Origin of the sequence: Zunongwangia pacifica, from assembly GCF_023499215.1 — a bacterium.
In the GTDB taxonomy this organism is placed as follows: domain Bacteria; phylum Bacteroidota; class Bacteroidia; order Flavobacteriales; family Flavobacteriaceae; genus Zunongwangia; species Zunongwangia pacifica.
Genome location: NZ_JAKHSK010000014.1, coordinates 84,995 through 98,275 on the forward strand (window position 1 = coordinate 84,995; position 13,281 = coordinate 98,275).

Annotated in this window: 11 protein-coding genes; 2 read left to right on the top strand and 9 right to left on the bottom strand. The window is 34.5% G+C overall.

The annotated features are described in order from the left end of the window. Positions 1–95: 95 nt before the first annotated feature. Entirely contained in the window at positions 96–3,815 is a 3,720-nt protein-coding gene (locus L1967_RS11325; protein ID WP_249601741.1) for a metallophosphoesterase, read from the bottom strand. A 57-nt stretch (positions 3,816–3,872) separates the two neighbouring features. Between L1967_RS11325 and L1967_RS11330 the strand changes: the two genes are divergently transcribed. Next, a complete protein-coding gene (locus L1967_RS11330; RefSeq protein WP_249601742.1) occupies positions 3,873–5,057 on the top strand; it encodes a Pycsar system effector family protein in 1,185 nt (394 codons plus the stop codon). A gap of 234 nt (positions 5,058–5,291) precedes the next feature. Here the strand turns inward: L1967_RS11330 and L1967_RS11335 are convergent, their stop codons facing one another. The 8 genes from L1967_RS11335 to L1967_RS11370 form a co-directional block, all read right to left on the bottom strand. After that, positions 5,292–5,849 carry an RBBP9/YdeN family alpha/beta hydrolase gene (locus tag L1967_RS11335; protein ID WP_249601743.1) on the bottom strand — a complete coding sequence of 186 codons (558 nt, stop codon included), beginning with the start codon at positions 5,847–5,849 and terminating at the stop codon, positions 5,292–5,294. A gap of 267 nt (positions 5,850–6,116) precedes the next feature. Next, positions 6,117–6,956, bottom strand: a complete 840-nt coding sequence (locus L1967_RS11340; protein WP_249601744.1) for a hypothetical protein — start codon at positions 6,954–6,956, stop codon at positions 6,117–6,119. A 221-nt stretch (positions 6,957–7,177) separates the two neighbouring features. Next, entirely contained in the window at positions 7,178–7,738 is a 561-nt protein-coding gene (locus tag L1967_RS11345; RefSeq protein WP_249601745.1) for a hypothetical protein, read from the bottom strand. 144 nt (positions 7,739–7,882) lie between these two features. After that, positions 7,883–8,440 carry a hypothetical protein gene (locus tag L1967_RS11350; RefSeq protein WP_249601746.1) on the bottom strand — a complete coding sequence of 186 codons (558 nt, stop codon included), beginning with the start codon at positions 8,438–8,440 and terminating at the stop codon, positions 7,883–7,885. A gap of 126 nt (positions 8,441–8,566) precedes the next feature. Then, complete coding sequence (locus tag L1967_RS11355; RefSeq protein WP_249601747.1) at positions 8,567–9,646, bottom strand: hypothetical protein; 1,080 nt, start codon at positions 9,644–9,646, stop codon at positions 8,567–8,569. Between the two features lie 100 nt (positions 9,647–9,746). Further along, positions 9,747–10,766 carry a serine hydrolase domain-containing protein gene (locus tag L1967_RS11360; protein WP_249601748.1) on the bottom strand — a complete coding sequence of 340 codons (1,020 nt, stop codon included), beginning with the start codon at positions 10,764–10,766 and terminating at the stop codon, positions 9,747–9,749. Positions 10,767–11,314: 548 nt separating this feature from the next. Continuing rightward, positions 11,315–11,635, bottom strand: coding sequence for an endonuclease V (locus tag L1967_RS11365; protein ID WP_249601749.1), 321 nt, complete (start codon positions 11,633–11,635; stop codon positions 11,315–11,317). 48 nt (positions 11,636–11,683) lie between these two features. Further along, positions 11,684–12,589 (bottom strand): DUF6892 domain-containing protein, encoded by a 906-nt coding sequence (locus L1967_RS11370; RefSeq protein WP_249601750.1) that lies wholly within the window; start codon positions 12,587–12,589, stop codon positions 11,684–11,686. 339 nt (positions 12,590–12,928) lie between these two features. Between L1967_RS11370 and L1967_RS11375 the strand changes: the two genes are divergently transcribed. Continuing rightward, the gene (locus L1967_RS11375) at positions 12,929–13,279 is read left to right on the top strand and encodes a hypothetical protein (protein ID WP_249601751.1); all 351 of its coding nucleotides are present in this window, start codon (positions 12,929–12,931) and stop codon (positions 13,277–13,279) included. Positions 13,280–13,281: the final 2 nt, after the last annotated feature.

The window sequence follows — 13,281 nt, forward strand, 5'->3', positions numbered from 1 at the left end:
AAATTTTAAGTTTTATTTAACTTTCGAATATAAAATTAGTTCCAACAAAAAAGCCTGCTATCATGCAGGCTTTTAAGTAAATCATGTTATTTTATTTAAAATCTAAATCCAAACCCAAAACTGAAACGCCAGCCTTCGTCTCCGTTAAATACATGCAAGGTTCCGTTTACCGCTTCAGCGCTATTAATCCAGATACCGCCGCCATAACTGTCATGCCATATATGACTGCCATCATCTTTTTGCCATACCCTACCAATATCATATCCTCCAAATACACCAATCTGAAAAGGCAAAAATGACGTCTTAAACTGGTTGAAGCTATATCGAATATCACCTCCTGTAGCAAATGCACTTTTACCCGTAAAACGTTGTAATCTATATCCTCTTAAACCAGACCCTCCTCCTAAAACAGCTGCCTGATAAAATTCGTAATCTGTACCGATATTTATTTGCGTTTGCACATGGCTTTTTAACACCAGCTTTCTACTGGGAATTAATGAGTTATAGAACTCTAAATACGATTTAAAATACCCATACTTACGATCGGTATCGGCGGTATTCAATTTTCCACCTAAATTTAAGTCGAACTGCATCCCACGGGTTGGATTTAACACATCGTCATAACTTTCGTAACGGTAAAGGGCGTCGAGACCGGCAAAATACTTTCTATCAAAAAAGCCATCGGGATTCTCTGGTGTAAATTGATCGATAAAACGCCCTCTGGTGTTATCGATTTCAATGGTTTCAAAACTTGCCTTATAACTAAAATAACTACCAAAAGGAGTTTCATTTACCAAACCAACATCTCCACCAACACGGCTTATTTTCACCCTATTGTAATCTAATGAAAATTCATCATCCAGATTTATGGTTTCATTTCCATAACCAAAAAAGTTTCTGGAAAAATTAGGACTTGTAAAATGGGCTCCTAACTGTAGATTATAATCCCCTATTATATTCGCAAACCTTGCTTTATAACTTAGATCAAATCCATCTGTAGCAAAATAAAAACCGGCTTTTAATTCATGCTGCGAAGTATAAGGATTTCTTTTAAAATCGTTAATCGTGTACAGTGCTTTAAAACCTAGTTTTAATCCATCATCTGGGTTATAACCTATTCCCGGCATTATAGAAGTCGAACTAAAAACTTTTTTGTCTTTATCATAAATATTTAAATCGTATTGATCTGTAAATCTAAATCTGGCATCGGCTCCTTCCTCAATGGTATTAGGTTTAGACTTATAATCATAGATTTTCAGTTTCTTCTTATTTCTTATCCTGTAAATGTCATTATTCTGCCCACCTATAACCCTTACATAGATAAGGTTATCGCCTTCGCCATCTACAGTAATAATATCATCATCGTCTAATGCATAAACCCAAATATCCTTGGTGTATTGCTTGTCGTATACAAAGTCACTTACGATATCGGCTCTTTTTCCTTTTTTATTTCTATAAATCGTTACTTTGGTTTTCCCTTCAGGCATACGGGTAACATCGATAAAATCGTCTTTATCTGTACCGGTTACAATCGCTAATTTTGCATAATAATCATAATATCTTTCAGCGATATCCACAATATTGTCCCTTCTTCCTTTCAGATTTTCAATAATTCCCTCTGTAATTTCGCCATTAGTCTCTGGCGGGAGTTTAGAAAAGGCATCTTCGATCACCTTATCGGTAATATTTTCCTGAATAAATCTGGCCTGCTCTAACCAGGTTTCTTTTCCGGTATTTTGAAGGATGGAGCGATCTAAACCAATAGCGGCAATATTAAACCATTCAACATTATTTAATTTCTTATCATACACTGCAAATTGATTTGCCAAACCTATCAGAGAGCGTAAAGTTCCAAAAAAGGCACCATCAAAATTCGAAAATACCTGATCACGATCTCTTGGTATTGGCGTAAAGGTTCGGTTTCCGTCTTCATCTTCATTCTCTGCCCAGCGCCATTGATCCTGATGCCTGTCCCAATCGCCTACCAGCATATCAAAAATGCGTGCTTTTACATAGGAAGGTTCATCAATCTTATACTTCTCATCTTTTCTTATGCGCTCAAACATCCCTGCAGTGCTCACAATATCATGATTTGGTGATCCAAAGCTTTCCTTATCTAACCAGTGCTCTTCCGGTCGTTCTACAATCATATACACATCATCACCATGATTTTCATTCATAGCACCAAGGTTATCCTGTTTTGGCAAATAGAATATCTTAGGATTTGTATGGGCCAAACCAATAGCTTCTGATAACGTAGGAATGGCTAAAAATGCAAATGGATGTGCTGAAGTATAAAAATCACTAATCAGATTTTCAGCAGAAGTATTTTTAAATTGCTCTTCTATGGGTGTACTTTTATAGGCTACAGATTGCAAAAACTGTACGGCATCTTTTCTTATTCTTCTTATATTGTATTCTCTATCTAAAGAATCCTTTACCCTAATCGATACGGTTTGGTGTCCCCCTCCTTCGAGTAGGGGTTGTAAGCCTCCGTAAAGCGTATCAAGATCGGCTACCTCATATTCCACATCAGTTCCGTATAATTTTCTATATCTTTTTCCCCAAAGCGTTTTATAGATTCCGCTTACTTCAACATCCTCATCAGGATAAATACTGGCTGTTTTTTTCTGCGGAAATGAATCCGGGTAATCCCCTAGCTTATAAGGTTTGGGAGAAGGAAAAACTTCCTTTTGATACATCAATGCTGGTTTGTTATCTTTATTTCGATAATAACTAACCCAGGAAGAGCCATCCTTAAAAACATCGTATACCGCAAAACCCTGTAATGAAAACGCAAACAAACCATCTGTTCCTAAGGCTACATAGTTTTCTTTGGAACCTGAGCCAGAGATTATTTGCTTAATTCCGTCATGGTCAATATACTGAAGTGTATGCTCGTGCCCTGAAACAAAGACCACTCTTTCCCTTCCTTTAACCATTGTGCGTAATCGGTCTGAAAGTGACTTATAACGTTCGTTTTGGAGATCCTGAATAGAAATTCCACCGGTGGTTCTTATCAACATCGCTAAAGATCCTAGCACCGGAACCGGAATTTTCTTTTGTGATGGATATAAATGTCTGTTAAAATTATATTGCCCTCCATGAATCCCATTGGAAAAAATAGGATGGTGTAAAGCGATGATTGTTGTCTTATTTTGTGATTTTTTCAGCTCACTTTCAATTTCAGTAAAAAGTGCTTCCCTGGTTTTTATCTGGTCGCAATTATCATTAATCGTAGGACTTTTATCCCAGTCTTCGAGATACCACTGCGAGTCGATAATAATCATCTGTATATCGTCAGAAATTTCTTTAATCTCAAGCCCACATCCCGTACTGGGTGACCAGTCTAAAGAATCGCCATATTGTTCGATAAGATATTCTTCCTGGCGTTCTAAACCATCGATACGTTCACTATACCAATCGTGATTGCCGGGAATATAAATTACTTTTCCGTTATAATTTTCAACGGCATCCAATTGCGCATCTAATCGATATTCCGATTGTTCGCGTAAAGGATCATCCTTGGGTGGCATACCTACGGGATAAATATTATCACCTAAAAATATCGCATAATCCCCTCTGGTGTCGCGCTGTTTTATAAATTCTTTAAACACAATTAAGGCCTTAGAGGTTCCCCCTTCAGGAGAATATCCCCCATCCCCTAACAAATAAAAAGTTTTTTCAACTTGCTTATTTTCAGGATATCCAAAATTAGAAGTGGGTTCTCCCTTACGATATTTTGGTGCCGAGCTTGTGCAGGAAGCTAAAACAGTTAAAATTATTAAAAAACAGAAGTAGTTATTTCTTTTCATAAATGTTGTTAGACAAATTTTTGTAATTTGGCATCTGTTAAACTAGTACTTTTATAGATGAACAACCTATTAGATAAAGCTGATGATTACGTTCTTGAATTATTCAAGGAAAAACTTCCAAACACTTTCCTGTATCACAATTACAAGCATACCGAAAGAGTTGTTAAAAGTACTGAAGAATTAATTGAACATTCTGAAATTAATGTTAAACAAGAGGAAGCGCTTAAGCTGGCTGCATGGTTTCACGACACCGGATATACTGAAGGTCACGAGAACCACGAAGAATCTAGCGTTAAAATAGCCAAAAGCTTCCTAGAAGAGAATAATGCCACCCAGGAGCTTACCGATATGGTGGCTAAATATATTCTGGCTACAAAATTTAGCCATACTCCGCAGGATATCGGAGAGATGATTATAAAAGATGCCGATTCTTCCCATTTTGCTAAAGAATATTACGAGGAAACCAGTGAACTTTTAAGACAGGAGCTTCAGTTACATAATCGCAAAAATTACAGCTCGAGTGAGTGGATTATGGAAAACATAAAAATGCTCACTGAAAAGCATACGTTTTATACCGATTATGCCCTAAAGAACTGGAATCAGGCTAAGGAAGAAAACCTACTGGAATTAGTTGAAAAACAAAATAAGCGAGAGAAAAAACTAAATAAAGAAGAGCATAAAGCAAGGCTTAAAGCCAAATATAAAAATGATAATCCAGAGCGAAGTATCCAAACCCTGTTTAGGGTCACTTTAAGAAACCATATTAAGCTAAGTGATATTGCAGATACCAAAGCCAACATTTTATTATCGGTAAATGCGATTATTATTTCTTTAGCGATCTCAAACCTCATCCCAAAATTAGATGCGGTTAGTAATCGCCACCTGCTAATCCCTACACTGGTATTGGTGCTTTTTAGTGTGGCTTCAATGATCTTATCGATCATGTCTACGCGGCCAAATGTAACCACTGGAGAATTTACTAAAGAGCAGGTAAAAAATCGTGATGTTAATCTTCTTTTCTTCGGAAATTTTCACAAAATGCCGTTCGATTTATTTAAATGGGGTATTAATGAAATGATCCAGGATAAGGATTATGTATACGAATCTTTAATGCTCGATCTACATTTATTGGGGAAAGTATTACACCGTAAATATCTATTACTGCGATTAACCTATACGGTCTTTATGTTAGGAATTATCATCTCGGTAATTGCGTTTGTAATCGCTTTCTATTTAATGTAAATTCTTTATCCTATATTTCTTTAGTTATATACTGGTTATAGGTTGTTTAGATTTGGTTTAAAGGATTAATGGCTGTTTCGGTTATGGTTTATTGTAGTTCCCGATAGCTTCTCCATTTGTAGATTGTTCTTACAAATTTGCCCAATATCGATCGTTATAAGCGGTTAGAGTAACCTTGGTGAATAAAAAAGTACACTTGTAACATACGTTTGCTGTTTTATGTTCGCAACTGGTTTATTCTATTAACTTTTTAACCTCTTTAACCAGGAATGGAAAATTGACGAAATTATCCCTATCAATAAAATGTTTGCCTTTGTTTAATAATATGAATTTTGCTTTTAGTTTTTCAGCCATGCGCTTTGAATATCCATACGGTATAATATCGTCATCTATTGCAGATATGGCTATGCGATTTTCAGTTAGATTAATGAGGTATTCAAAATCCAATTCTGATTGAACAAATTGTTGCAATTCGGGAATAGGAGTTTCTTCAATAAACCCGGAGACCAGAATAAGCCCTTTTACAGTATTCAGCCTATTGGTATTTAGATAGTTTAAGAGTGTTACACATCCTAAGCTATGTCCTATAAAAATAGTGTTTTCGTCATAATGTGTTATCACTTTTTCCATATGACTAATCCACTCTTCAAACTGAGGATTTTTTGAATTAGGCATATCCGGAATAATAACATCTATTTTCTCACTTTGCAGTTCTTTCTTGAATGATGGAAACCAATTTGAGGTTTTGGATGCGGTATACCCATGTATTAGGCAAATTTTGGTTGCGCCCATTTATTCTTCAGTTATTTGTGTATACAAATTTATCGCTTTTAAGTAATTTATTACTCCAATCTTCTTTTGATCTTGCAAAAATCCCTTTAATTCAGGATGATTCTCCGAAATCCAGATCACAAGTGTGTCCCTATTTTTTAATACTGATGTTATGCCTGCAGGTAAAGTTTTAGAGTATAATAGTTTAGAGTTACTTTACCAAGTCATAGCTGCTTAAAATAAATTTACCTAAAAAAGGTCGAATATCAATTATGCGTTTAGCCGCAATTAACCTTTTGTGGTCTTAAACTGGTTTATATCTGTTCTTTCTTTAGTTTTTAAGGCAAAATCTTTTCTCCAGTCCTCAATATTGAAATGACACCTTTCCTGGAACGAAAAAGTTTCCCTATACATCATTAATGCATAATTCTGCTCCATGATTAAGGCCCTATTACGATCTCCAATTTCATTTAATCCCGTAATCATTTCTTGCATTATCTGATAGTTCTCATTTTGCTTTTTCCCACCAAAATCAAATTCAAAATTTTCACGATTTTTAATTAAAGGATGATCTTTTAATTCCTTAATAGGCTTTAAAGTTTTAAGCATTCTTAGCGCATTTTGAGAAGGTAATTCTATCGCCCAATTTGATAGAATAGAGTTGATAATACTCTTTTGAAATTCTAGCTCGTTCCCTACTCTTTTCTGTTGGGAAGCAAGTTTGAACCAATTTTCACTTAACTCTCTAAAATTTGCAGTGCTCTTTTTATAAAATTCAATAGCTTTTTCAGGATTATTTTGTTTTAGCTGCTCATTTCCTTTATTCAGAAAATTTAGTGTAAAATTTTCGTCTTCCACTTCCTCTTCTCCCCATTCAAAATCATTCAATTTATACCATTCTAGAAATTTGCCTAAGCTTGAAAAACTTGGAGTAATAATTCCTTCATCATGAATCATTTCACAAATAATTGGTTCTTGGTGTTCTTTTCCAAACTCCCAATAAAAACCAAAGTAGTCTCCATTGCCTAAACTTGCTTCTTCAAATTTTAGAAATCCGTTTGGCGGAAATACTCCAATCTCAACTTTAGAACTTACTGAAACCTCATTTATTCTTGTAGGTAATTTCATTTTTTTAATATTGGAAACGATCCGGAATATAGGAAATTGTGTAATTGAAAACACTTATTTCTTTTGATTAGTTTCTTTTCTCTGGTTTTTAAATAAGTTATTATTTTCTTTTTTCCTTATTAAGATTACTAATTTTCAATAGAGCGAAAATTCCCAATTTTATGTTTATATGGTTTCGTCCTGCGTCTACAAGGCCTAAATTGCTCCTAGTAGATTTCATTTTATCCAAATAGTTCAGGGGTAATTCCTAATATTATTCCCCAAAAAAACATATTTAAACCTAATATAAAAAATACTATACCCAATAATTTCTTGCTAATCGGTATAGTCTCTTTAATTAATACTTCGATATTTTTAATAGGCAAAGGAGATTGAAAAATCTGTTTAGTTTTAAGCATAGATTTTTTAACAATTAAATCTTTTACGTTTTCAATTTCGACTTTATAAATACCAGAATCCGAAATACTAAATTGGCGATATTCAATGCCTATTTTACAGTTTCTCCGAAATCTTGGCTTTATACAATTTTCTTTAAGGTCAATTACCTTTTGATTTTCTTTACTTTTAACTAAGATGCGAAAATTATCATTATTGTTAAGGTATCCTCCTCCTATAATACAGATAGTGAATAATCCAGGCTTTTTTATTACAAATTCTTTTTCTAATTCAATTATCGAAAAACCAATAATTTCTTTGGTTTGAAAAGACCTAAAGTTCCATCTAGCTCCAAAAATTGTAATTATGAATCCAACTAATCCTAAAGCTAAAAATAGTATCTGCATTTATTTAAATTTGAAGCTAACCTTTTTATGTATGAACCATTTCGAAAAATCGGCTATCATTTTTCTGAAATATTCATCTGTAATGAATTAAGTTTAGGAACTTATCAGACAGCTTTTAAATTACATTGTCTTTCTACAATTTTTTTATTTCTCTATAGGCTCATATCCATAAATGCCATTTTTGTTTTCTGGATATATTTTTCTCATAGTAAGATAATAATCTTCTAAAAAGTGATTTAGATCGACCAAACCGTCTGTATAAAACTGAATGGTATCTTTTTTGTTTTCGATTATTAAAGTTGCATGTTTTTTCTTCTTATAAGTTTTACGATTTGTGTTTCGTTCAATAAATTTTCCAAATGGCCAAATAGTATCATTTTCTGATATTGTTTTCTCATAAACTAACTTCCATTCAGGACTATCATCTTTACTAAAAGTCGTAAGTTCCTTAAATTCTGTCCGAACTTTTATGGAGTCCGATTGCTTAGTAATTTCAATCTTTTCATAGCCTTCGTATGTGCAAACCGAATGGTTAAAAAACAACTTAATTGTGTCTAAATCTGTCATTCTTTTCTTAAACTCCATTAAGTCCGTTTCAAGATCAAAGTCAGATGATTTAGGAGATTGTATTTTACTTTTCATTTCTTTTTTGCTAGCAGCTAGAAACAAAATCAGAATTAATATTTTAAGTAAATTTTTCAAGTTTACAAGTCAGAATTATAAATCATTGCAGAAAATCAGCTATAATTTTCCGCTGTAACCTAAAAATATAGAATTGCGACAAATATCTTAATTTCAATTCGGTTATAGGCTACTTTATCAAATAGATCATTTTGAAAAACAGCTGATCACATCTTCTTCAAAATAAGGTTTTTGATTCACCCAAAATATATAATCGATCTTTAAAAAATCTTTAGCAAATGCGTATAATACCGGTACCAGGTTTTTTCTGGAACTATTAATTTGATCATTTTCCTCATCATAATCTTCATCAGCTCCGGTTTTTCCTATATAATTCCCATCCTGAACAGCTATGCCCAGTGGAACGGTAAAATCGCCTTCGTGCATTTGGGCAAGGCTATGGTTTAATTGCGCTTTTCTGGTAATCATCAAATCAGGCCCACCCAGACCAACCCCAATTTCTTCACCATAGTGATAAACAGATTTTAAATAGCCTTTATCTTCAAAGGGTAACCACTCCCCCGGAAAAAAATTGGCATAAAGCATAGTGGTCACTTTTGGAAATGCTTTTTTCAATGCCAACATATTATTTTTAACGCCATCAACATAGGCCTTTTCCGTAAAATCTGGTGCTGTTTTAGCGTTCACTCCAATTGCTGTTTCCTGAAGATTAATTCCTGCTAATACTTCACCAAATTCTTTCCCCAGGGCCATCAGTAAATGGGCAAACCTATCCTGTACTTTCTTATTCCAGCGCTTAGCAACCCAACCTTCTGGCTTACCGCGATCATCGTATTGAAATACCGCGCCTCCATCATATTCTTCGGTTAGCAGATAATCGGGAACCGCTTTATATTTTGTATCAAAGGTGACATCCTGCAATTGTATAAAAAGCTTTTTATCATACTTTTTAAGATAGTCAACATCTTCTTTAATTTTTGAAAAGTCATATACTCCTTTCTCGGTTTCCAGTGCTCTCCAGGAATACATAATCTGGGCACCTTTAAATCTGGAAATATAAAGTAGCGGATGATCTATTATTGATTCTCTGTCCCTTGAGAAATATACAAAATGCTGAATATCATCGTCAGGAATCGGGCAGGTGGCATCGATATATTTTTTATAAGCGTTTGTATATCTCTCTGATGGATTTTTCCAATTCTGCCCATTTACAGATGAGCATAGAACGATACAAGTGATCACTACTAAAAAAATAATCCTGGTCATTTTGAATTTTGATCTTCGGAGTTCAATTGCATTTTTAAGAAGGTTTCTACGTTTTATTGCTATCATTTATAAGTATGCTTCTATGAGCTTATTTAAAGGTTTAAAGTTGCGGAAGAATATATTTCAATAAAATATCAAAAGGTAATTTCCCCCTCCAATTTCCAAAATTACTACCGGTAAATACAATCGAAGCATTATAATCTTTAAGAACCATCATATATTGCCCGCCATTCCCCGATGCAAAAAGCACTTCGGTTTCTATGTCTTTATATTTCAGTTTTTCCCGATACCAAAAATATCCATATTTAGCGGTTGTATATGTTGCATTAGCTGTTCTGGCAAAACGAGTAAAAGACATTTCTACATCGGTCTTACAATTGATAGATTCACTAATCCAATTTTCGCTAATGATCTGCTTACCATGCCAGCTTCCATTGTTTAGAACCAACTCTGCGATTTTTAGCATATCGACTGGTTTCATAAAAAATGAACCCGCAGCATAACCATCGCCATTTGGCTTTATATACCAGTTATAGTCTGTAATTTTAAGTGGTTCAAAAAGATATTTTTTAGCAAATTCCATAAGTGTAAGACCACTTGTTCTTGAAATGATTATCCCCACAAGTTCCGGCTCTATTGAAGTGTACGCCCAATTTAAACCAGGATCGTGTCGCAATGGAATATTTAGAATGTAATCAAGCCAATCGTCTGTTGCCCACATTTCAGATTCGCAATCTGGCCCAATACCAAAAAATCCCTCACAGGCTAAGCCTGATTTCATTTCCAAAAGATTTTTTACGGTTATTTTTCCTCTTGGATCGTTTTTCCATTCTGTTATAAAATTCTCTATTTTATCCTCTACGCTAAATAAGCCTTTATCGATAGCTATTCCGGCAAGTAAACTGGTTATCGACTTAAATGAAGAACGGGTGTCATGCAGGCTATCACTTTTAAAACCGTTAAAATAGTTTTCGAAAATTATCGCGTCATTTTGGGAAATAACCACTGCATCAATGTTTGGATAGGCTTTGGAATCAATAATTGATTTCAATTCATCCAATTGCTGTCCTATGCCCTTCACATTTAAAAACAGTATAGCAATCATCAGTGGATATTTCATCTTTTTTAATATTCGCATCATTGCAGCTCTCCGTTTTATACTTCTGTAAATCAAAACATGACAAGTCGTTATTCTGAAAAACTATTTATTTAGCTACTAACGTTCAGACCTATCAATTATTTTAATGACACTTAATATTAGCATCCTTATGCGATGAATTTAATCTATCATGGCAGGTAATATGTAATCTTTCAAAATAGTTCTTGATTGATTTCCTTTTCCATTTCTAAAATTTCCTGCGGTGATCACCACTACCGATTGGAGTGCTGGCAGTATAAATATAAATTGACCCCCTGCCCCTCTTGCCTCAATAGAATTGATGGTTTTGCCGTTAATGATGTAAGTATCGTGCCACCATAAGATTTCCGTAATACTGCCCTTTGTTAAGTATTTTCATCTTGTATAATTCTATGGCAAAAGTTTACGAACCCTTTACGAAAAATGCTTCTATTCTGTCGAATTTTATATTGCTGTGACTGGGTTTGTTGCTTTGCTGAAAAATCTTAAATGTAAGAATTCTAAATTTATCAAAAATCCTTCCTACAACTTCACCCTTTTTCTGCTTTGGTTTTAGTATCTACCAGTTGCAATAGGGTGGGCATTCTAAAGTTTCCGTGCATCGATTGAATATGCTCATAGGCTTTGTCTAAATCGATGCCGATGACCGAAATATAAAGCGGACGTATGCTTCCCCCGCGCAATAAGGCTTTGTAATTAGCGGTATTCGATTGGTATTGCGATTTGACGATCCCGATAATCGGTATTTTACGATCCAGTTTTTCATATAAATGTCCGCCCAATCCCAATTTATTTTCTTCCAGTATGGTGTAACCATCAATCACGATCGCCTCGATTTCTTCGAGCTTCATTTGTTGCAATAAGCTCAGAATGCACGGTAATTTATGATTACTGAACGTCTAAATCCATTCCGCTTCCATACCTAATTTTTCAAAATCGTCCACAATGTGGTCTTTCGCGTAACACAAGGTTACTTTTTTTAAGTTAGGAAAGTGTTTTGCATCTTCTACCGTGTTGATGTCCCAATAGTCCTCTTCACCGCTACCAAAGGGGACCAAATTCATATAAATATCGTTACCGCCATCCTGGTATATTTCGGTAAGTTTTGGAGCCAGGCGTTTAGGAACCGGAAAATCTTTAAAATACTGGGTAACTTCTTCAATAGGTTCGTAGCCTTCTTCGTCCAAATCAATTTCCCGGTCGGCATACCATTTGGCAAATTCGTGCACATCAAATTTCGGATTTAATAAACCTTGGGTGTACATTAACTCTTCTATCACCGAAAGTTTAAACCCTAAATCGGTAAAAGAAATTACCTCTTCATCAAGTGTAGGAATTACATATTTGTCTTTCGGGATTCCTTCCGCTCGATCATAAGGCTTGTAAGTACTAACTTCAATAGCCTTTACCTTATCTTCTCGCACATCAAACCAGGCACTTATCGTATTTAACACCAAAGCGCCAGAAGTATCACCGTTAAACAACTTTACCCGTTGTTCCGTATGCTTACGATAATAATCCATAATGTTTTCCCCGTTAAAAATAAAGTTGCCAGAGAATGTTTGAGACGGACTAAAATCATAAGTTTCTTTCTCTAACTCAAGACTTATACTTTCTATATTTTTACCGTCTTTAGCAAAGGCTACCAGTCCTAAACTATCCCAGGTAAAAATGGTATTATGTTTAAGTTTTATGGTTCGGTAGGTTGTGCTAATAAGTTGCTCCAGCTGTGCTATCCCAACAGGAAATTCAATAGCGACGGTGTTGATTTTAAAGGTATTTTCAGTTAATTCTAAACTAAGCATCGTTTCAATAGGTTTATAGTTTTTTTTTTAAATAATTGATCAAGAGCTCTTGAAATTTTTATAAAAAGTATAACGAGTTACTTTATTGCAAAGTTGGGTTGGTTTTTTTAAAATAGGATAACCGTATTCAGGGATATTCTATGTTCTTCCGCGCCTGTTAAAATCAAAATAGAGAGTAAATCACTTTAAGTCAGGCTGCTGACGCATTTCTTAAAACATTCGTTTTAAACAATCGGGACAGGATCAAAGCTTTCCAGCTCGATGATCAGGTAAAATTCCCCATATTCAGGGATACGATATGGCTATTTTAAGAGTTAACTTTGTAGAAAACTATTTTTTATGGCAGATGATAAAAAAGGAGCTGCATTTTTAGGCTCATTAAAACGAAATAACGATCAGATTTTAGATGATCGTGCCCAGGCAATCAATGAAGATGCCCAATTAATGTATAAGCGGGAAGTGGAAGATTTAGCGCTGAATTTAAAACGTTTAAAGCGAGACCAGGAAAATATGCTGGATTTAAATTCAGAAAATCCAAACGCGTTAATGCAAGCCGCAAATTTTGCTGCTAAAAGTTACGTGAACAGAGACCTGGAACTATTGGTGAAAATAAGGAATTTGGAAATTAAATTAGAATTGGCCAAAGAACGATATACGTATTTATTTGGTGATAAAATTGAAACATTATAATT